Source organism: Isoptericola sp. S6320L (assembly GCF_023015685.1).
In the GTDB taxonomy this organism is placed as follows: Bacteria; Actinomycetota; Actinomycetes; order Actinomycetales; family Cellulomonadaceae; genus Isoptericola; species Isoptericola halotolerans_A.
The window spans coordinates 40,028-60,862 of the sequence record NZ_JALKAT010000021.1 but is presented as its reverse complement, the minus strand read 5'-3'; the positions used below and the strand labels follow the sequence as shown (position 1 = coordinate 60,862).

Here is a 20,835-nt window from a genome sequence, read left to right as displayed (position 1 = left end):
CGGTGCGAATCGGTTCGACGATCAGCGAGCGTATCGGTGTGATCACGGCTCGATCAGGCCCCTTGCGTGACGCGCACCCCGCGCGCTACTGTCGAACCGGTTCGCAACGAAGAGACCGACGAGAGAGTTCGAGGAGGCACGGTGGCCACCATCGGGGACGTCGCCAGGGTCGCGGGTGTCTCGCGCAGCACGGCGTCGTACGCGCTGTCGGGCAAGCGCACCATCTCCGCGGACGTCCGCCGTCGCGTCGAGACCGCCGTCCGCGACCTCGGTTACACGCCGAACGCCGGCGCCCGGGCCCTCGCCACCGCCCAGACGCGCGTCATCGGGCTGCTCGCCCAGTTCCTCGAGGACGAGTTCGCCCCCGCGATGCTGCAGTACATGCTCGGCGTCTCCAACACGGCCCGCGAGCTCGGCTACGACATCCTGCTCGCCACGGAGGCCGACGGGCGCAACGCGCTGCGGCGCATGACCGACTCGCGCATGGTCGACGGGATCGTGCTGCTCAACGTGGCCGAGCACGACGACCGCCTGCCGATCCTGCGCGAGGCCCCCCAGCCGGGCGCGCTCGTCGGGCTGCCCGCCGACTGCACCGGCGTCGACGTGTTCGACCTCGACTTCGAGGACGCCGGCCGCCTCATGGTGGACCACCTGCACCGGCTCGGGCACCGTGAGCTGGTGCTCGTCTCCCAGCCCGAGCACGTCGTCGAGCGGGGCGGCGCCTACGTCTGGCGCCTGCAGAACGCCGCGATCGAGGCGGCCCGCACCCGGGGGATCACGCTGCACGCCGAGTTCGGCTCGGCGCACCAGCCCGAGGTCGGCCGCGACCTGCACGGCCTGCTCGACGCCTACCCCCGCGCCACGGGCCTGCTCATCAACAACGAGGCGGCCGCGGCCGCGCTGCCGACCGTGCTGCACGAGCGCCGGCTCACCGCGCCGGCCGACCTGTCCGTCGTCGGGCGCTACTCGGACGAGTTCGCCCGCACCTTCTCCCTGCCGTACTCCTCGATCGAGAGCGCACCCGACCGTCTCGGCCGCATGGCCGTGCGCGAGCTGGTGCGGCGTATCGAGGGCCAGGCGGGGGCCGACGAGCCGCACGTCGTCCGGTTCGTCACGCCCGAGCTGGTCGACCGGGGCAGCACGGCCGCCCCGCGAGGGGACTGATTCAGCACCACCTTCCGAGGTGGCTCTCGCGCCGCCTGCTAGCGAACCGGTTCGACACCGGTAGAGACCTCAGCACACGAAGCACCGCCCCGGCCGCCGACGACGTCGGACCGGCCCCGTTCAAGGAGGAACTGCCATGCAGCACACCCGGCGCAAGCCCACCAGTCTCGCGGCCGCGGCCGCTCTCGCCGTCGTCGGCGTCAGCGTCCTCGGCGCCTGCTCGTCCGACGACGGCGGCAGCGGGTCCGGTGACGGATCCACCGACGCCGCCGGCGGCACCTACACCTGGTGGGACCCGTACCCCCAGCACGACGGCTCGTCCGACTGGGAGGCCCGCGTCCAGGCCTGCGGCGAGGAGGCCGGCGTCACCATCGAGCGCACCGCCTACGACACCACCGCGCTGACCAACCAGGCGCTGCTCTCGGCGCAGGAGGGCACGTCCCCCGACGTCATCCTCATCGACAACCCGGCCGTCTCCACCCTCGCGGACACCGGGATCCTCACCACCGTCGAGGAGTTCGGCCTGGACACGTCCGCGATCGACCAGAACCTCCTGGACGCCGGCGTGGTCGACGGCGAGGCGTACGGCATCCCCATCGGCGCCAACACGCTCTCGCTCTACTACAACGCGGACATCCTGTCCGACGCCGGCGTCGACCCGGCGTCGATCACCGACTGGGACTCGCTGACCGCGGCGCTCGCGCAGGTCACCGACGCGGGCCACAAGGGCATCACCTTCGCGGGCATCGGCACCGAGGAGGGCTCGTTCCAGTTCCTGCCGTGGTTCTGGGGCGCGGGCGCCGACCTCACCGACCTCGACTCCCCGGGGGCCGTCGAGGCGCTCGAGCTGTGGAAGGGCTGGCTCGACGAGGGCTACGCACCCAACACCGTCATCAACAACTCCCAGAACACCGTGTGGGAGGAGTTCCTCACCGGCGACTTCGCCTTCGCGGAGAACGGCACCTGGCAGGTCAACAGCGCGGCCGAGGCCGAGTTCGAGACCGGCATCGTCCAGCTCCCCGCCCAGGACGGCGGCGTGGCCCCGGCCCCGACCGGCGGCGAGTTCATCGTCGCGCCCGTCCAGGAGGACACCGCCCGCTACGAGGTGACCCGCCAGATCGTCGAGTGCATGACGACGCCGGAGGGCTTCGTCGAGACGGCGAACACGTTCGCGTACTACATCCCGCCGACGGCGGAGGGCCAGGAGCAGCTGCTCGCCGAGAGCGGCGAGGACGCGGACCTCGAGCCCTGGGTCGAGGCGGTGCAGAACGCCAAGGGCCGCACCAGCGACGGGCTCGGCACCGACTACCCGGTGATCTCCGAGGCGCTGTGGACGGCGGTGCAGAACGCGCTCTCCGGCGCGTCCACCCCGGCCGAGGCGCTCGAGACGGCGCAGGCGGACGCCGAGGCCGCCACCAGCTGACGCACGGCAACCCCGACGAAGGACCTCTCATGACCAGCACCCCGACAGACGTCGGGTCGCGCGGCACGCTGCGCGGCACGGCGGGCACCACGCCCGCCGTGCCGTCCGGCGGCCGGCGCCGACGGACACCGAGCCCGAGCCAGTGGGCCGCGGTCGGCTTCGCCGCACCGCTCCTGGTGTACCTCGTGCTCTTCTACGCCTACCCGTTGTGGCGCAACATCGACCTGTCGGTGCACGACTACACGATCCGCGCGTTCGTGCAGGGCGACGCCGAGTTCGTCGGGCTGCAGAACTACGTCGACGTCTTCGGCTCCGCGACGTTCCCGACCGCCCTGTGGAACACCTTCGTGTTCACGTTCGGATCCATCGCCTTCCAGTTCACGATCGGCCTCGCGCTGGCCGTGTTCTTCCGGTCGAGCTTCCGGCTGTCGGGCACCCTGCGCGCGATGTTCCTCGTGCCGTGGCTGCTGCCGCTGATCGTGTCCGCCTCGACGTGGGCCTGGATGCTCAACAGCGAGAACGGCATCGTGAACTCGGTGATCACCGCGTTCGGCGGCGAGCAGATCAACTGGCTCACCTCGCCGGACACCGCCCTGCTGTCGGTGACGATCGCCAACATCTGGCTGGGCATTCCCTTCAACCTGGTCATCCTCTACTCGGGGCTGCAGAACATCCCCGGCGAGGTCTACGAGGCCGCCGCCCTCGACGGCGCCGGCGCCTGGCGGCAGTTCTGGTCCGTCACGTTCCCGCTGCTGCGCCCGGTCTCGGCCATCACGATCCTGCTGGGTCTGATCTACACGCTCAAGGTCGTCGACGTCATCTGGGTGATGACCACCGGCGGCCCCGGCGACTCGTCGACCACGCTGGCGATCTGGTCCTACCGCGAGGCCTTCGGCACCGGCCAGCCGGACTTCTCGCCGGCCGCCGCCGTCGGCAACCTGCTCATCGTCATCGCGCTGGTGTTCGGGTTCCTGCACCTGCGCCTCCAGCACCGACAGGAGGCCTCGTCATGACCGAGCGCAAGGTCTGGTGGAAGACGGCCCTGGGTCTGGTCTTCACCGCGCTGATGCTGTTCCCCGTCTACTGGATGGTGAACGTCTCGTTCACCCAGACGCGGGACCTGCGGGCCGACCCGCCGCACTGGTTCCCCTGGGACCCCACCTTCGAGGGCTACGAGGCGGTGTTCAGCCAGCAGCTGCCGGCCCTGGGCACCAGCCTGCTCATCGGGCTCGGCTCGGTGGTCCTCACCGTGGTGATCGCCGCCCCCGCCGGCTACGCGCTGGCGTTGCTGCACCTGCGGGGCGGGCGCACGCTGAACTTCCTGCTGCTGGTCGCCCAGATGATCCCCGCCGTCGTCATGGCGATGGGCTTCTACGCCGTCTACAACAACCTGGGCCTGCTCAACACGGTCCCCGGGCTGATCGTCGCGGACTCCACGGTGGCGGTGCCGTTCGGCGTGCTGCTCTTCACCGCCTTCATGGCGGGCATCCCGCGCGAGCTCCTCCAGGCGGCACGCGTGGACGGCGCCGGGCCGTGGCGCACGTTCGTCTCGATCGTGCTGCCGGTGAGCCGCAACTCGATGCTCACGGTGTCGCTGTTCGCGTTCCTGTGGGCGTGGTCGGACTTCATCTTCGCCTCGACGCTCAACCGCAACGGTGACCTCATCCCGATCACGCTGAGCATCTACAACTACATCGGCAACAACACCACGCAGTGGAACGCGATCATGGCGACCGCCGTCGTCGCCTCGATCCCGGCGTCGATCCTGCTCGTGGTCGCCCAGCGCTACGTCGCGGCCGGCGTGACCGCCGGCGCCGTCAAGGACTGACAAGGACTTCTTCGTGACCAACACCCTCACCAGCAGCGGCGTCCGGGCCCGTCCGGTCGCCCCCGGCGGCACCCGCCGCGGGCTCGGCATCGGCGAGCTGCTGCTCGACGGCGGATTCTGGGGGCGTCTCCAGGAGACCAACGCCCGCGCCACCCTGCAGCACTGCCTCGACTGGATGGAGCGCCTCGGCTGGCTCGCCAACTTCGACCGGGTCAGTGACGGAACAGCCGGGACGTCGGGTGTCCCGCGGCCCGGGTGGCAGTTCTCCGACTCCGAGGTCTACAAGCTGCTCGAGGCGATGGCGTGGGAGCTCGGGCGCACCGGCGACCCGGCGGTCGGCGCGCTGTGGGACGAGCTCGTCGACCGGGTGGCGGCCGCCCAGGACGACGACGGCTATCTCAACACCTGCTACGGCCACGGCGGCCAGCCGGCACGCTGGTCCGACCTGTCGGCGGGGCACGAGCTGTACTGCACCGGCCACCTGCTGCAGGCCGCCGTCGCCCGGTGGCGCACCCATGGCGAGGACCGGCTGGTGGAGGTGGCGCGCCGGGCCGCCGACCAGGTGTGCCGGGAGTTCGGCCCGGACGGCCGCCCGGGGATCTGCGGCCACCCCGAGATCGAGGTCGGCCTGGCCGAGCTGGGCCGGGCGCTGGACGAGCCCCGCTACACCGCGCAGGCCCGGTTGTTCGTCGAGCGCCGCGGCCACGGGACGCTCGCCCCGATCGCCCTGCTCAGCCCCGCGTACTTCCAGGACGACGTCCCCGTGCGCGAGGCGGACGTGTGGCGCGGGCACGCGGTCCGTGCGCTGTACCTCGCGGCGGGAGCGGTCGACGTCGCGGTCGACACGGGCGACGACGAGCTGCGTGCCGCCGTCGAGCGCCAGTGGACGCGCTCGGTGGAGCGCCGCACCTACCTCACCGGGGGCATGGGCTCGCGGCACCAGGACGAAGGTTTCGGCGACGACTGGGAGCTGCCGCCGGACCGCGCCTACTGCGAGACTTGCGCGGGCATCGCCTCGGTCATGGTGTCGTGGCGCCTCCTGCTCGCGTCCGACGACGTCCGGTACGCCGACCTCGTCGAGCGCACCCTGTACAACGTGGTCGCGACGTCGCCGCGGGCCGACGGCCGCGCGTTCTTCTACGCCAACCCGCTGCAGCAACGGGAGCAGGGCGCCCCGATGCAGCCCGACGCCGTCAACCCGCGCGCCGAGGGCGGGGCCCGGGCGCCGTGGTTCGACGTGTCCTGCTGCCCCACCAACGTGGCGCGGACGCTCGCGTCGTGGCACACCTACGCGGCGTTCGTCGACGACGCCGACGGCGACGCTGCGGGCACCACGACCGTCACGCTCGCCCAGTACGCGAGCGGCGACGTGCGCGTGGCGGTGGGCGAGGGCGAGCTCGCGCTGCGGGTGGACACGACCTACCCCGCGTCGGGCACCATGCGGGTCACGGTGCTCGAGGTGCCCGACCGTCCCGTGACGCTGCGCCTGCGCGTCCCGGCCTGGGCCGACGGCGCGACGCTCGCGACGTCGTCCGGCCCGCTCCCCGGAGCGGATGCCGGGGTGCCGCGCGCGGTGGCCCCCGGCTGGGCCGAGGCGTCCGGGGCGCTCGCGGTGGGCGACGTCGTCGTGCTCGAGCTGCCGGTGGCGCCCCGCCTCACCTGGCCGGACCCTCGCGTCGACGCCGCGCGCGGCACGGTCGCCGTCGAGCGGGGACCGCTCGTGCTCTGCCTGGAGTCGGTGGACCTGCCCGCCGGCGTCGCGCTGGACGAGGTCCGGATCGACGTGGCGGCGGGCGTGCGGCCGCACGCCGACGGCGCGCTCGTGCGGGCTCGCAGGCTCTCGCTGCCCGACGACGGCACGGGAGCACCGCCGTTCACGTCCGGGCCGTCCCGGCCGCAGCCCGACGGCGCGACGGCGGACGGGTTCGACGTCCCGCTCGTGCCGTACCACCGCTGGGCCGAGCGCGGCCCGTCCACCATGCGCGTCTTCGTGCCGGAAGGAGATCCACAGTGACCGACCACCCCACGCCGCCCGTCCGGGCGGACGGAGACCGCCTCGTCTGGCGCGGCGGCGGCGAGGTCCTCGTCGTCGAACCCTGGGGCCGCGACTCGGTGCGCGTGCGCGCCACCGTCCTGGGCGACGTCGAGGACACCGACTGGGCGTTGCTGCCCCCGGACCCGGAGGCGCACGACGACGCGCGGGTCGAGATCCGCCCGGACGGCGCCAGCCTCGTCAACGGGGGGCTGCGGGTCGAGCTCACGACGTCGTCGTGGTTCCACGAGCCGGTCGGCTACGAGGTGTTCCGGTGCGACCTGGCCTTCTACGACGCCGCGGGGCGGCTGCTGTTCCGGGAGCTGGGGCGCGGCGGGTCGCTCGACCTGCGGGCCCGGCACTTCCGGCCGCGCGCCGGGGGCGACGGGCACGAGCTGACGGTGGCGTTCGAGGCGGACCCGGACGAGCGGCTCGCCGGCATGGGGCAGTACCAGCAGCACGTGCTGGACCTCAAGGGTTCGACGTTCGAGCTGGCCCACCGCAACTCGCAGGCCTCCGTGCCGTTCGTGGTCTCCAGCGCGGGGTACGGGTTCCTGTGGCACGACCCGGCGATCGGGCGGGCGACGTTCGCCCGCAACCGCACCGAGTGGCACGCGGAGTCCACGCGGCAGCTCGACTACTGGGTGACGGCGGCGCCGACCCCGGCCGCGATCTCGCGCAACTACGCCGACGCGACGGGGCACGCCCCGATGATGCCGGAGCGCGGACTCGGGTTCTGGCAGTGCAAGCTGCGGTACGCACACCAGGAACAGCTGCTCGAGGTGGCGCGCGAGCACCGCCGGCGGGGGCTGCCGCTCGACGTGATCGTCGCGGACTTCTTCCACTGGCCGCACATGGGCGACTACCGGTTCGAGGACGAGTTCTGGCCGGACCCGGCGGCGATGGTCGCCGAGCTCCGGGAGCTCGGCGTCGAGCTCATGGTGTCGGTGTGGCCGCAGGTGGCGCTGTCCTCGGAGAACTTCGCGTTCCTGCGGCAGAACAACCTCCTGGTCCGCACGGAGCGCGGGCTCGACGTGCAGATGTCCTTCGAGGGGCCGAGCGTCTTCCTCGACGTCACGAACCCCGAGGCGCGGGCCTGGCTGTGGGAGACGTGCCGGCGGAACTACGGCGAGCACGGGGTCCGCACCTTCTGGCTGGACGAGGCCGAGCCGGAGTTCGGCGTCTACGACTACGACGCCTTCCGGACGCACCGGGGCTCGTACCTGCAGGTCGGCAACGTGTACCCGCAGCACTTCGCGCGGGCCTTCGCGGACGGCCAGCGGGCCGACGGCGAGACCGAGGTGGTCAACCTGGTGCGGTGCGCGTGGGCCGGCAGCCAGCGCTACGGTGCGCTCGTCTGGTCGGGGGACATCTCCTCGACGTGGGAGGACCTCGCCCGGCAGGTCACCGCGGGCATCCACATGGGCGTCGCGGGGATCCCGTGGTTCACCACGGACATCGGCGGTTTCCACCACGGCGACGTCACGGATCCGGCCTTCCACGAGCTGCTGGTGCGCTGGTTCCAGTTCGGCGCGTTCTGCCCGGTCATGCGGCTGCACGGCGACCGGCTGCCGTACGAGGAGGTCACGGCGGCCGACGGCTCGCGGCGGCTCCGCTCCGGTGGTCCGAACGAGCTGTGGAGCTTCGGGGACGCGGTGTACGGCGTCCTCGAGCGCTACGTGCACCTGCGCGAGGCGCTGCGCCCCTACGTCCGCGAGGTGATGCGCGCCGCGCACCTCGACGGCCAGCCGGCCATGCGCGGCCTCTTCCACGACTTCCCCGACGACCCGCACGCGTGGGAGGTCGACGACCAGTTCCTGCTGGGGCCGGACGTCCTCGTGGCGCCCGTGCTGGAGCCCGGGGCCCGCGAGCGGGAGGTGTACCTGCCCGCCGGGGCGTCGTGGGCCGACGCCGCGACCGGCGAGGTGCACGACGGCGGCGCCTCCGTCGTCGTGGACGCCCCGCTCGACGTCGTGCCCGTGTTCTTCCGCGACGGGGCGCTGACGCACCTCGTCGGGCGGACGGCGGGGACGACGTGACCCCCGCCGGGCTGCGCGGGCGGCTGACCGCCTAGACCTCAGCGGACGACGGCCGCCTGCCGGCCGTCGTCGAACCGGTTCGATCGCGAAAGGAGGCAGGAACGCCACCGCCCGTCGGGCGGGCTCGAACGACGACGTCCGAGCGTGCGCAGCACGGCGCGGACGCACCACCAGAAGGAAGGCACTCGATGATGAGCACGACACCTTCGCGGGGCAGACCACGACGGACCACCGTCGCGCTGTCCACCGTCCTGGCGCTCGCCGCCGGGTCCGGAGCCGCTGCGCTCCCCGCCGCGGCCGACGAGGTCCCGGCACCCGACCTGCACTACACGATGGAGGACGTCACCGACGGCACGGTGCCGGACGCCTCCGGCAACGGGCTCGACGGCACGATCTCCGGCGACACCGCCGTCGTCGAGGGTGCCGGGGGGACCGCCGCCCTCGACCTGCTCGGCGGGCACGTCGTCATCCCCCGCGACGCCCTCGCCGGCGCTGCGGACCTGACCGTCTCCGCCCAGGTGCGCTGGGACGGCGAGGGCGGACCCTGGCAGCGGGTCTTCGACCTCGGCACCGACACCAGCCGCTACCTGTTCACCACACCGTCGAACGGCGGGGACCTGCGCACCGCGGTCACCGGCGGGGGCGCGGGCGGCGAGGCCCAGGTGACCGGCCACGGCCCCCTCGAGGCCGGGGACTGGGTCACGCTGACCGTCACGCTCGACACGGCGGCGGGCGCGCTCACCACCTACCTCGACGGGGTCGCCGTGGGCTCGGCCGACACCTCTGTGGCGGGCACCGACCTGCTCACCGACGCCGCCGCGCAGGCCGGCTACATCGGGAAGTCCTTCTACCCGGACCCCGCGTTCGACGGCGCCGTGGACGACTTCCGCATCTACCGCTCGGCGCTGACCGCCGCCCAGGTGGGCGAGCTGACCGAGGAGCTCGGCGGGACGGTGCCGACGCTGGGGTCGCTGAGCACCGACACTTTCGACGTGCGCACCTCGGCCGGGACCGCGCCGGACCTGCCCGCGGCCGTCCGGGCGTCCTGGTCCGACGGCTACGATCGCGACGTGCCGATCGCGTGGGACGACGTCGACCCTGCCCAGTACGAGACCTCCGGGTCGTTCACGGTCGCCGGGGACGCGGCCGGGACGCCGGTGACCGCGGAGGTCACCGTCACCCGCGGTGAGCTGGTGGTCGACCTCGGCACCGACACCGGAGAGTTCCAGGGCGGCGCGTCCGGCCTGCTGTACGGCCTGTACGGCGAGGGCATGCCGACCGACAACCTGGTCGAGGGCATGGGCGTGCAGTCCGTGGCCACCAAGGCCCAGGACGGCGCCCAGCACCCCGGCTCCGACGCCCTCGAGGTGCTCGAGCCGCTGGCCCGCACCACCGGCGGGGACGTGTACCTGCGCGTCACCGACTGGTACCGGGGCTTCCCCTACCAGTGGCCGTCGCCCGACGAGCCGGACGCCTCGCCCGCGGAGAAGCTCGACAGCTACCGCTCGGTGCTCGACGAGCAGCTCGACATGATCGAGACCCTCGACGCCGACACCCGCGAGCACCTCGTCATCGAGCCGTACAACGAGCCCGAGGGCAACATGTTCGGCACCGGGCAGTGGAGCTACGACCGCACCTCGTGGCTGACCGACCCCACCGACTACTTCGCCGCCTGGGACGAGACCTACCGCACCATCAAGGAGCGGTTCCCGGACATGCGGATCGCGGGCCCCGGCACCAGCCGGCTGTACACCCAGGTCCAGGGTTTCCTCGAGCACACCGTGGCCGAGGACACCGTGCCCGACATCATCACCTGGCACGAGCTGACGCACCCGCAGGCCATCCGTGAGTCCGTGGCGGAGTACCGCGAGTGGGAGGCCGAGATCTTCGCCGGCACCTCCTTCGAGGGCACCGAGCTGCCGGTCAACGTCAACGAGTACGCGTTCAACTACCACACCTCGGTCCCCGGCCAGATGGTGCAGTGGATGTCCGCCATCGAGGACGCCAAGGTCCAGGCGATGATCGCGTTCTGGAACATCAACGGCAACCTGTCCGACTCCGCGGTGCAGACCAACCGGGGCAACGGCCAGTGGTGGCTGTACAACGCCTACAGCCGGATGACGGGGCACACCGTCGAGGTCACCCCGCCCTACCCGGGCCAGAACTACAGCCTGCAGGGTGTGGCGACGCTGGACGAGGAGCAGCGCCAGGCGCGCGTCATCCTCGGTGGCCAGGACGGCACGGCCCCGATCGACCTGGTGAACGTGCCGTCCGACGTCTTCGGGGACGACGTGCGGGTCACGGTCCGCGAGATCCCGTGGACCGGTCAGCTGGGTGACTCCGCCCAGCCGCGGCACCTGGCCGACCTCACCGTCCCGGTCGCCGACGGCACCGCCACGGTGGCCTTCGACGGCGCGCAGCTCCCCGAGCTGGACGAGTCCAGCGCGTACGAGCTGATCATCACGCCGGTGGGTGCCTCCGAGACCACCGCGTCGACCCCGACGCTGTGGCAGGGCAGCTACGAGGCGGAGGACGCCGAGTACACCGGTGACGGCTACTCGCGCAACGGTCCGGAGGGCTCGCCGCAGGACGTCGGCAAGTTCTACACCTCCGGGGGCTTCGACGTCGGCGGCCTGCGGACCGGCTCCGACGGCGTCCTCGACTTCGAGGTCACGGTGCCGCAGGACGGCACCTACGACCTGTCGGTCTTCGCCTCCAGCCTCAACACCTACGAGCTCGTGGCCGAGCAGGGCCCGACCAACGTGTTCCTGCGGGTCGACGGCGACGCCGAGCAGGAGATCTTCCTGCCGCTCGGCTACAAGTGGGTGGTCTGGGACCACGCCGACACCACCGTCGAGCTCACCGAGGGCACGCACACCATCTCGCTCGCGGCCCAGAGCCTCGACGGGTCCGGGGCCACGCAGGGTGACGCGCTCATCGACCGCATCACGCTGGCGCTGCCGAACCCGGAGGCCGAGACCTCGGTGTACGAGGCCGAGACCGCGGTCATCGACGGCGGGACCACCACCTACGAGGCGGCCGACGTCTCCGGGCCGGGCGCCGTCGAGCTGGCCGAGGGCGACTCCGCGACGTTCTGGGTCTACTCGCCCGTCGACGGCGAGGCGCTCCTCGGGGCGGACGTCGTCGGCGCCGCCGGTGACGGCACCCTGACCGTCAACGACGAGGACGTGCTCGACCTGAACGCGTCGCGGCAGGTCGCCGTGCACCTGGCCGGGGGCGTCAACAAGGTCGTCGTCACGGCCGGTCCCGACGGCCTCGTGCTGGACCGCCTGACCGTGGCGCCGGGCACCGGCGCCCTGGAGGCCACCGCGTACCAGGCAGAGGACGCGGAGCTCGCGGGCGAGGCGACCGTCGCCGAGTACTCCCTGGCCGAGGGCGGCTCCGCCGTCACCGGCGTCGGGGGCGAGCCGGGCAACGGCAACACGCTCACGTTCCGCGTGGACGCCGCCGAGGCCGGCAAGCACGCCGTCGTCGTGCGCTACTCCAACCCGGAGCAGGTCGACGGGACGCACTACAACCCCAACCCCGTCGCCCGGTACGCCGACATCTCGGTGAACGACGGCGAGGCTCGCCGGGTGGCGTTCGTCCCCACGTTCCACGAGAACAACTTCTGGGAGCGCACGGTCGTGCTCGACCTCGCCGAGGGCGAGAACACGATCTCCCTGCGTGCCGAGGAGATGCCGAACTGGGACGGCGAGACCTACGCGTCCGAGACCTGGCCGGCCGACTACCTGCTGCGCTCGCAGTGGGCGCCGATCGTCGACCGGATCACCGTCTCGCCGCTCGCCCGCTCGCAGGCGGCCGCACCGGCGAGCCCCGTGGCGGTCGACGTCGCGACCGAGTGCCGGGGCAGGAAGCCGTTCGTCGTGGTGACCGCGACCAACACGTCCGACGCGCGCACGGACGTCACGGTCACGGTCGGCGGCGACGTCCGCACCCGGGACGTGCTCAAGCCCGGGAAGTCCTGGAAGCTGCCGTTCGCGGCGGCGGGCCGCACCGTCGAGGCGGGTGAGGTCACCGTGACGGCCGGCGGTGTCACCACCGCGCACGCGCACGAGGCGGTCGGCTGCCGCTGACCCGGTCGCACGCCCGGAGGGTCCGGTCCCTCGAGCAGCCAGCTCGAGGGGCCGGACCCTCCGGGCGTCGTACGGCAGCCGTCAGGACCGGGTCAGCACCAGCGCCGCGCTGTGCCCCCCGAAGCCGAAGGCGTCCACGAGGGCGACGTCCGCCGTCGTCGCCCGGGGCGCCGTGACCACGTCCAGGTCCACCTCCGGGTCCAGGCGCGTGGTGTGCAGCGTGGGCGGGACGACGCCGTCGCGCATCGCGCCGAGCGCTGCCAGCACACCGAGCGGGCCGGAGCCGCCGAGCAGGTGGCCCGTCGCCCCCTTGGTGGCCGTCACCGGCGCTGCCACGCCGACCGAGCGCAGGGCGCGCGCCTCGTTGAGGTCGCCGGCGGGCGTGGACGTCGCGTGCGCGTGCACCAGGCCGACGTCCGACGGCGTCACCTGCGCCGAGCGCAGTGCGAGACCGATCGTGCGGGCCTGGTTCACGGGCTCGCCGCCCACGATGTCGTGCGCGTCCGACGTGAGCGAGAACCCCTCCACGGCGCCGAGGATCGTGGCGCCGCGCGCCCGGGCGTGCGACTCCTCCTCGAGGACGACCATCGCGCTGCCCTCGCCCATGACGAACCCGTCGCGCGTCGCGTCGAACGGGCGCGAGGCGGTCTCGGGGTCGTCGGTGCGCGAGGACATCGCCCGCGCCCGCGAGAACGCGGCGATGACCAGGTCGAGGACGCTCGCCTCGACGCCACCGCAGACGTACACGTCCGCCTCGTCCGCGAGGATGGCCTGGCGCCCCATGCCGATCGCCTCCGAGCCGGCGGCGCAGGCGGTGACGGGGGCACGGGCGCCCGCCTTGGCGCCGAGGTCGATGGACAGCCACGCCGCGGGGCTGTTGGCCATCACCATCGTCACGGCGTGCGGCGACACGCCCCGCTGCCCGCGTTCGTCGAGGAGCGTGTGCTGGGCCAGGGTGGTGCCGTAGCCGCCGTTGGCGGTGCCCACCGCCACCCCCAGCCGCTCCGGCTCCACGTCCGGGCTGCCGGCGTCGGCCCACGCGGCGCGTCCGGCGACCAGGGTGAGCTGTGCGACGCGGTCCGTGCGCCGGACCTCGCGCACCTGCAGCGCGTCGGCGAACACGTCGTCGACGCGGGCCGCGACGTGCACGGGCAGTCCCTCGGCCCAGGGCTCCTTGAGCGCCGACACGCCGTTGGCGCCGTCACGCAGGCCGGTCCAGGTCTCGGTCGCCGTCAGGCCGAGGGGTGTGACCGCCCCGATCCCGGTGATGACTGCTCGTCGCACGTGTGCTCCCCATGTTGTCGTCAGGCGCCCCCTGCGCGATGGTGCGCATGTTTTCACGGGCAACGGGCGGGCGCCACAGCGTCCCGCCACCTGCTCGGACGCATCCGCGAGAGGTGCTCGGGGCGAACAAGGGGAGTGTCGGCGGCCGCCGGGTCGCCGCTCCCGCCGGGCAGGGTGCCCGGCGTGTGGACAGGAGGTGCTCAGCATGATCGTCCGTCGTCGTACGACCCGCGGCCTGACCGCGCTCGTGATGTCCCTCGGGCTCGCCCTGGGGCTGCTCGCCCAGCCCGCCGCGGCCACCTCGGACCCGTCGCCCGGGAGCGCGGAGGCGGCCGCCGGGGAGGTGGTCGGGGTCTCCGGGCTGGACGTCGAGCGCTACCTCGGCACCTGGTACCAGATCGCCGCCGTCCCCGCCGTCTTCGAGCTGCAGTGCCGCCGGGACGTCACCGCGGAGTACACGCTCGTCCGGGAGGGCGTGGTCGGCGTGCGCAACGAGTGCCGGACCTGGTTCGGCCGCACCAGCTCGGTGACCGGCGAGGCCAAGGTGCTCAACTCGCCCGACAACTCGGAGCTGAACGTCTCGTTCCTGCGCCTCGGTGGCCGGTACGTGCACCTCGGCGGCGCGAACTACGTCGTGACCGGCCTCGGGGCGGACTACGACTGGGCGGTCGTGGGGGACCCTGACCGGACGAGCGGGTTCATCCTGTCCCGGACGCCCGACCTCACCGAGGCGCAGCTCGACCAGGCGCGGACCGCGGTGACGGACGCCGGGTACGACCCGTGCGAGTTCCGCCTGACGGTCCAGTCGGACGGGCAGAGCGAGCGGGGCCGCCTCTGCTGATCCTGCTCCGGGGCGTGCGGGCGCCCGCCGGGTCACGCCACCGGCGTCAGCGCTCGCACGCCTCGGTGAAGGCCGTCAGCGCGACCGCGTCGAAGAGCACGAACCGGACCTCGTCCACGGCGCCCGGATTCTCCGCGTCCCACGTCCGCACGGCGTCGACGGCGACGCGCGCGACGTCGTCGGCCGCCCAGCCGTAGACGCCGGCACCGACGGCGGGGAAGGCGACGCTGCGGGCCTTCGCGTCGGCCGCGGCCCCGAGCGAGGCGCCGAAGCACGAGGCGAGCAGGCCCGGGTCGGTCTCCCCGCGGTGGCGGTTCGGGCCGACCGTGTGGACCACCCAGGCGGCGGGCAGGTCGAAGCCCGGCGTGACGACGGCGTCGCCGACGCCGAGCCCGTCCGGGAGCGTGGTGCGACGCAGCGCGCGGCAGGCCTCCAGCAACCGGGGTCCGGCCGCGGCGTGGATGGCGCCGTCGACGCCGCCACCGCCCAGCAGCGTGCTGTTCGCGGCGTTGACGATCGCGTCGACCGTCGTGGTGGTGATGTCGTTCTGCTCGACGTCGATGCGCATGTCGTCCTCCGGGTGGTCGGCCGGTGCGTTCCTTGTCGACGCTAGTGCGTCTCGCGCCCGTCCGGCACCGGACCCGTCGACTCGCGGACCATGAGCTGCGGGCTGATCGCCGTGCGGTGCACGGGCCGGTCCGGGTCGGCGAGGCGCTTGGCGAGCAGGTCGACGGCGGCGCGCCCGACGGCGTCGCGCGGCGGGCGCACCGCGGTCATGGCCGGGCTGAAGAGGCCGGCCACCTCGTCGTCGTAGGAGATGATCGACAGGCCGCCGGGGACGGCCAGCCCGCGTTCCATCGCCCGCTGCGCCACGATCGACGCCTCGGGGTCGGAGTGCACCAGCAGCGCCGTCGTGCCCGAGCCGACGGCCGTGGCGACGATCTCGTCCACGACCCCGGGGAACTCGGGGGAGTGGCGGTCGGGGGCGAGCCGTTCGAAGTGCTCGTCGGTGGTCAGGCCCAGGTCCGCGCAGGCGGCCCGCCAGCCGGCGGCGACCTTGCGCGACGTCGGCGACTCGCGCGACAGCACCAGCCCGACCCGCCGGTGGCCCAGGTCGGCCAGGTGGTGGACGGCCATGAGCGCGCCGAGCGCGTGGTCGGACACGACCGACTCGAGCGCCTCGCGGTGCGGCGCCAGGGTCGCCTCCCGCTCGACCAGCACGTGCGGGATCCCGGAGTCGACGAGCCACCGCGCCACCTGGGAGCCGTGGCCGGCGTCGACCCGGGGCGCGAGGATCAGCCCACGCAGGTTCTCCGTCTGCGCGAGACGCTCCAGGGCGGGGCGCTCGTCGGCGGCCTCGTAGGACGACCCGCGCAGCACCACGCGCAGCCCGTGGCGCCGTGCCTCGTCCTCCATGCCCCGCACCACCCCGGGCCAGTAGTAGTCGAGCGACGGCACCATGACGCCGACGGTGCCGGTGGTGCTCGTGGTGACAGGTTGCTCCCCGACCTGCCCCGTCGCGCCGGGGCGCTCGTCGCCGGGACGGGCAGGCGGTGTCGTGACCGGAGCGCTCCCGGGAGCACCGCCGGGTGTCTCCAGCGGCACGGCCCCGCCGTGCACCCGGCGCAGCAACCCCTCCCGCTCGAGCTGGGCGATGTCGCGGCGCACGGTCACCGCGGTGACGTCGAGCTCGGTCGTCAGGTCGGCCACCCGGAGCACGCCGTCGCGCCGGAGCGTCGCGAGCAGACGGGCGCGACGCTCCGCGGGCAGGGTCGCTCGGGGTGCGGGCTCGGTGCTCACGGATCCTCCTCGGTGCCGGCATCGGTGCTGGTGGTCAGGGTCCCATGCCGCTCAGCCCGTCGGCGTGATCGCTTGTGATCGCTCCCGACTCTTCCGTGGACAGTCGCGCCTCGTCGACCGTATCTTCACGGGTGAACGCGCCATGAGCGGCCCGAAACGATCAACAGCGATCATCGGCCGGGTGCGTACTTCAACGGGGAAGGAAAACCATGAGATCACCATCCGTGCCACGCGCCGGCCTGGTGGGACTGCTCGTCTGCGGTCTCCTCGCGCCGTCGCTCGCCCTGGTCGGGACGGCGTCGGCGGCCGAGCAACCGGTCCCGACGGACGCCACCGAGATCGTCGTCGACGGCGACGACGTCGCCGCGGACAACGTCAACGGCCTCACCTTCAAGGGCTTCGGCGTGCTCAGCGCGAACTCGACGAGCGCGGTGCTGCTGGACTACAAGTCCGAGCACCCCGAGAAGTACGCCGAGATGCTGCAGGTCCTGTTCGGCGGCGACCGCCCGATCATGGGGCACGTCAAGATCGAGATGGGCGACGACCGCAACAACTCCACCGGCTCCGACGTCGCCACGATGCGCACGCCGGACGAGCCGGCCAACGTGCGGCGGCACCCGGGGTTCCAGCTCGCGGCCGACGCGAAGAAGATCAACCCCGACCTCAAGGTGTCGATCCTGCGGTGGAACGCCGTGCCGTGGGCGGACACGAACGACAAGATCTACGACTGGTACAAGAACACGATCCTCGCGGCCTACCGCGAGTACGGCTACATGGTCGACTACGTGAACCCGGGGGTGAACGAGCACGCCGCCGACCTGGCCTGGACCACGGAGTACGCCGAGCGCGTGCGCACCGACTCCACCGGCTACGTCAGCGACGACGCCGACCTGGCCGGGTTCCGCCCGGGCGAGGCCGACCTGTTCCACCAGATCGAGGTGGTCATCTCTGACGAGGTCGGCACCGGCACCTTCGGCGACGAGATGGTCGCCGACGCCTCGCTGCGGGACGCCGTCGACGTCGCCGGGTTCCACTACAACACCAACGACGACGGCGCGGGGAACTTCACGCGGCTCGCGGAGGAGTTCGACACCGAGATCTGGAACTCCGAGGCGCAGGCGACGTTCAGCAACTCGGCGTTCCGGCCGCACAACAACACCGCCGACCCGACGGTCGAGGGCACGGGCCTGGGCGGCACCGGCAGCTCCCTGGAGATGGCGAACACCATCGTCAAGGGCTTCGTGAACTCGCGTCGCACCCACTTCGTGTACCAGCCGGCGATCGGTGCGTTCTACGAGGGCGGGCAGTACTCCTTCAAGGAGCTCGTCAGCGCCCGCGACCCGTGGTCCGGCTGGCTCCACTACGACGCCGGGCTCGCCGTGCTGCAGCACTTCACCAGCTTCGCGGACACCGGCTGGGAGAACGAGGACAACACGGCGGGCGTCTGGCGCGCCGTGCCGCAGGCGAGCACGACGACCGCCACGGGCACCAACCCCGTCGTCGGGCGCAACGGCGGCCCGAACTACCTGACGCTCGCCGCGCCCGACCGCTCCGCCTTCTCCACGGTGCTGGTCAACGACTCCGAGGAGCCGCGCACCTACCGCATCACCCCGCAGGACCTGGAGCTCGGCACCGAACCCACGCTGGCCGCCTGGGAGACCCGGGCCGCCGACGACGGCGAGGCGTTCGACGCCCGCTACAAGCAGCAGGTCGCCGACCTCACGGCGGACGACGACGGCGGGTACACCGTGACGGTCGAGCCCTTCTCGATCATGACCGTCACCTCCCTCGACGTCACGGGCGACGCGTCCTGGACGACCCCGCTGCCGGTCGAGGGCGAGCGCACCGTGCTCGACGCCGGTGCGCAGGACGGCCGGGACGACGGCGTGCTGTGGTCGGACGACTTCGACTACACGGACCGGACCGTCCCGGTCATCGGCGCCGACGGCGAGCCCACGGGCGCCACCGAGGACTTCACCGCCTCCCGCGGCGGCGACACCGGCGCGATCCCGCTGTTCACGTGGGACCGCAACGGTTCCTTCGAGGCCTACCTGGCGGACGACGGCGAGCGTGTGCTTCGCCAGCAGGTCGACCGCGCCGGGACCGGCGTCGGCGGCGCGTGGAACGGCGGCGACCCCATCACCGCCGTCGGCGACCGCCGCTGGACCAACTACCGGGCCACCGTGGACGTGCGCTTCGAGCGCGCGGCCGCGAGCGACAACTACGCCGTGCTCGGCGCGCGCTCCAGCGGCGGCGGCAGCTCGCACAACCTGAACGGCACGCCCTACGGGCTCCGGCTCGGGTCCGACGGCGGCTGGCGGCTCGTGCGGTTCGGTTCCGTCGTCGAGAGCGGCAGCCTCGACGGGTTCGACGCCGCGGCGTGGCACGAGCTCTCCCTGCGGGTGGCGGGCGACGAGATCACGGGCTGGGTCGACGGCGAGCGGGTGTTCCGCTGGAGCGACCCGTCGCCGATCGGGTCCGGCTGGGTGGACCTGGCCAGCGGGTTCCACTGGACGCAGTTCGACGACCTGCGCGTCGAGCGTGTGGCCGACGAGCTGCCGTACTACGGCGAGTACCTCGACGGTCTCGAGATGACCGACCTCGCCGACCCGCCGGCCACGCAGCTCGTCTACGACGGCCCCTGGAAGCACGCCAACGGCGGCTCCATGTACGAGTACATGCGGTCCACCTCCACCAGCCAGGGCGAGGGGGCGTCGCTGACGTACACCTTCACCGGTTCCGGGCTGGACGTGCTCGGCCCCAACGACGGGTCCGCGCGGCTCGACGTGACGGTCGACGGCGAGCCCGTGGCCCGCAACCAGCCGACACGGCGCTCCGGGCAGTTCCAGCAGGCCTACGAGCTGCGCGGCCTGCCCTGGGGCGAGCACACCGTGACCCTCACGGTGATCTCCGGGACGCTGCTGGTCGACGCCGTCGGGGTGGCCTCCACCCCCGCGACCGACACCGCCGGTACCGAGGCGCTCGCGGGCGCCGTCGCCGCGGCGGAGGACGTGGAGCGCGACGCCGACTTCACCGACGCCGACTGGGCGCTGCTGCAGGCCACGATCGCCGCCGGGCGGGACGCGGTCGCCGACCCGGCGGGCTACCGGCTCGACGGGCAGGGTGCGGCACAGCTCGTCGAGCGGCTGCGCACGGCGTCGGCGCCGGTGGCCGCGCGGATCGTCGGCCTGGAGCCGGTGTCCACGGCGACCTACGCCGGGGACGCGCCGTCGGACCTGCCGACGACGCTGGAGGCCGAGCTCACCGACGGCACCACGCGGGAGGTCCCGATCACGTGGGACCTCGACGGGGTCTCCTTCGACGAGGCGTGGGCGACGGCCGCCGTGCCGGGATCCTACGGGTCGGCCACGACGACGGCGCGGGTCGAGGTGGTCCCGGCGGGCACGGTGGCGTTCGCCGACGTCAACGGCACCGCGGGCGGTCCGCTCGGCGAGGACTCGCCGTCGTACCTCGCGATCAACGAGCTGGTGGGTGGTCTCGCCAACGAGGCTCCCGACCAGGTGCGTGCCGACGGCGAGGCCTGGGGGCACTGGGCGCAGAACGCAGCCGGCACGCGGGACATCCAGTACAAGGGGATCGTCGCGGGGGACTACTCGAAGACGACCACCACCGGCATGTACACGGCCAACCAGGTCGGGGCCGAGGTGTCGTACACGTTCACCCTGCCGGCGGGGCCGCACACCGTCGTGGCGGGCAGCCACTCGTGGTGGCCGGGCAACGGCCGCAGCGCCGACGTGGTGCTCGACTACGACGGCGCGAGCCACCCGGTCGGCTCGGTCACCCTCGACGCGGGCAACCCGAGCGAGGTGCTGTCCTACGACGTCGAGCTGGCGGAGCCCGGCCCGGTGACGATCACCCTGCGGGCGACGAACAACCAGTCGCCGATGCTCTCCTGGGCCGCGGCGGTCGGGGAGCCGGCTCCGGAGCACCCGGCGTGGGACGCGACGGCCGTGTACGACTCCGGTGATCGGGTGACGCACGAGGGGGCCGTGTTCGAGGCCACCTGGTGGACGCGCAACCAGGAGCCGGGCACCTCGCCGTGGGGGTCGTGGCAGGAGGTCGCCGAGACCTCGGACGGCACGGCCGTGTGGACCCCGTCGCGGATCTTCGTCGCGGGTGACGTCGTCGAGCACGACGGCGTCCGGTACGAGGCGCAGTGGTGGACGCGGAACGCCGAGCCCGGCGGCTCGCCGTGGGGCCCCTGGACCGTCGTCGACTGACCCGCTGGACCACGAGCGTCCCGGTCCGTCCCGCTTCGAGCCACGATGCGGGACGGACCGGGACGCTCGCGCGTATCCGGGCAGGC

General features: G+C 73.0%; 12 protein-coding genes. 9 read left to right on the top strand and 3 right to left on the bottom strand.

Annotation, left to right across the window (positions count from 1 at the left end; translation table 11 throughout):
* Window positions 1-141 precede the first annotated feature (141 nt).
* From MWU57_RS18445 to MWU57_RS12145, 7 genes are all read left to right on the top strand, one after another.
* Window positions 142-1,164: a LacI family DNA-binding transcriptional regulator gene (locus MWU57_RS18445; protein ID WP_106265619.1), complete on the top strand. Its 1,023-nt coding sequence runs from the start codon at window positions 142-144 to the stop codon at window positions 1,162-1,164.
* Window positions 1,165-1,300: 136 nt separating this feature from the next.
* Window positions 1,301-2,587: an extracellular solute-binding protein gene (locus MWU57_RS12170; protein ID WP_246909454.1), complete on the top strand. Its 1,287-nt coding sequence runs from the start codon at window positions 1,301-1,303 to the stop codon at window positions 2,585-2,587.
* Window positions 2,588-2,616: 29 nt separating this feature from the next.
* On the top strand, window positions 2,617-3,600 hold the full coding sequence (locus tag MWU57_RS12165; RefSeq protein WP_246909453.1) for a carbohydrate ABC transporter permease: 984 nt from the start codon (window positions 2,617-2,619) through the stop codon (window positions 3,598-3,600).
* A complete protein-coding gene (locus MWU57_RS12160; protein WP_246909452.1) occupies window positions 3,597-4,415 on the top strand; it encodes a carbohydrate ABC transporter permease in 819 nt (272 codons plus the stop codon). The genes MWU57_RS12165 and MWU57_RS12160 overlap by 4 nt, the downstream gene beginning before the upstream one ends.
* Before the next feature lie 13 nt (window positions 4,416-4,428).
* Window positions 4,429-6,429: a beta-L-arabinofuranosidase domain-containing protein gene (locus MWU57_RS12155; protein WP_246909451.1), complete on the top strand. Its 2,001-nt coding sequence runs from the start codon at window positions 4,429-4,431 to the stop codon at window positions 6,427-6,429.
* On the top strand, window positions 6,426-8,486 hold the full coding sequence (locus MWU57_RS12150) for a TIM-barrel domain-containing protein (protein WP_246909450.1): 2,061 nt from the start codon (window positions 6,426-6,428) through the stop codon (window positions 8,484-8,486). Before MWU57_RS12155 ends, MWU57_RS12150 begins: the two co-directional genes overlap by 4 nt.
* A gap of 191 nt (window positions 8,487-8,677) precedes the next feature.
* Window positions 8,678-12,583 carry a LamG-like jellyroll fold domain-containing protein gene (locus tag MWU57_RS12145; protein ID WP_246909449.1) on the top strand — a complete coding sequence of 1,302 codons (3,906 nt, stop codon included), beginning with the start codon at window positions 8,678-8,680 and terminating at the stop codon, window positions 12,581-12,583.
* Window positions 12,584-12,664: 81 nt separating this feature from the next.
* Here the strand turns inward: MWU57_RS12145 and MWU57_RS12140 are convergent, their stop codons facing one another.
* Entirely contained in the window at window positions 12,665-13,867 is a 1,203-nt protein-coding gene (locus tag MWU57_RS12140; protein WP_246909448.1) for a beta-ketoacyl synthase, read from the bottom strand.
* 205 nt (window positions 13,868-14,072) lie between these two features.
* Between MWU57_RS12140 and MWU57_RS12135 the strand changes: the two genes are divergently transcribed.
* Window positions 14,073-14,708: a lipocalin family protein gene (locus MWU57_RS12135; RefSeq protein ID WP_165799909.1), complete on the top strand. Its 636-nt coding sequence runs from the start codon at window positions 14,073-14,075 to the stop codon at window positions 14,706-14,708.
* Window positions 14,709-14,754: 46 nt separating this feature from the next.
* Here the strand turns inward: MWU57_RS12135 and MWU57_RS12130 are convergent, their stop codons facing one another.
* A complete protein-coding gene (locus tag MWU57_RS12130) occupies window positions 14,755-15,276 on the bottom strand; it encodes an O-acetyl-ADP-ribose deacetylase (protein WP_246909447.1) in 522 nt (173 codons plus the stop codon).
* A gap of 41 nt (window positions 15,277-15,317) precedes the next feature.
* A complete protein-coding gene (locus MWU57_RS12125; RefSeq protein WP_246909446.1) occupies window positions 15,318-16,508 on the bottom strand; it encodes a substrate-binding domain-containing protein in 1,191 nt (396 codons plus the stop codon).
* Between the two features lie 209 nt (window positions 16,509-16,717).
* On the opposite strand from MWU57_RS12125, the gene MWU57_RS12120 reads away from it, so the two are divergent.
* On the top strand, window positions 16,718-20,749 hold the full coding sequence (locus MWU57_RS12120) for a carbohydrate-binding protein (protein WP_246909445.1): 4,032 nt from the start codon (window positions 16,718-16,720) through the stop codon (window positions 20,747-20,749).
* Window positions 20,750-20,835 lie beyond the last annotated feature (86 nt).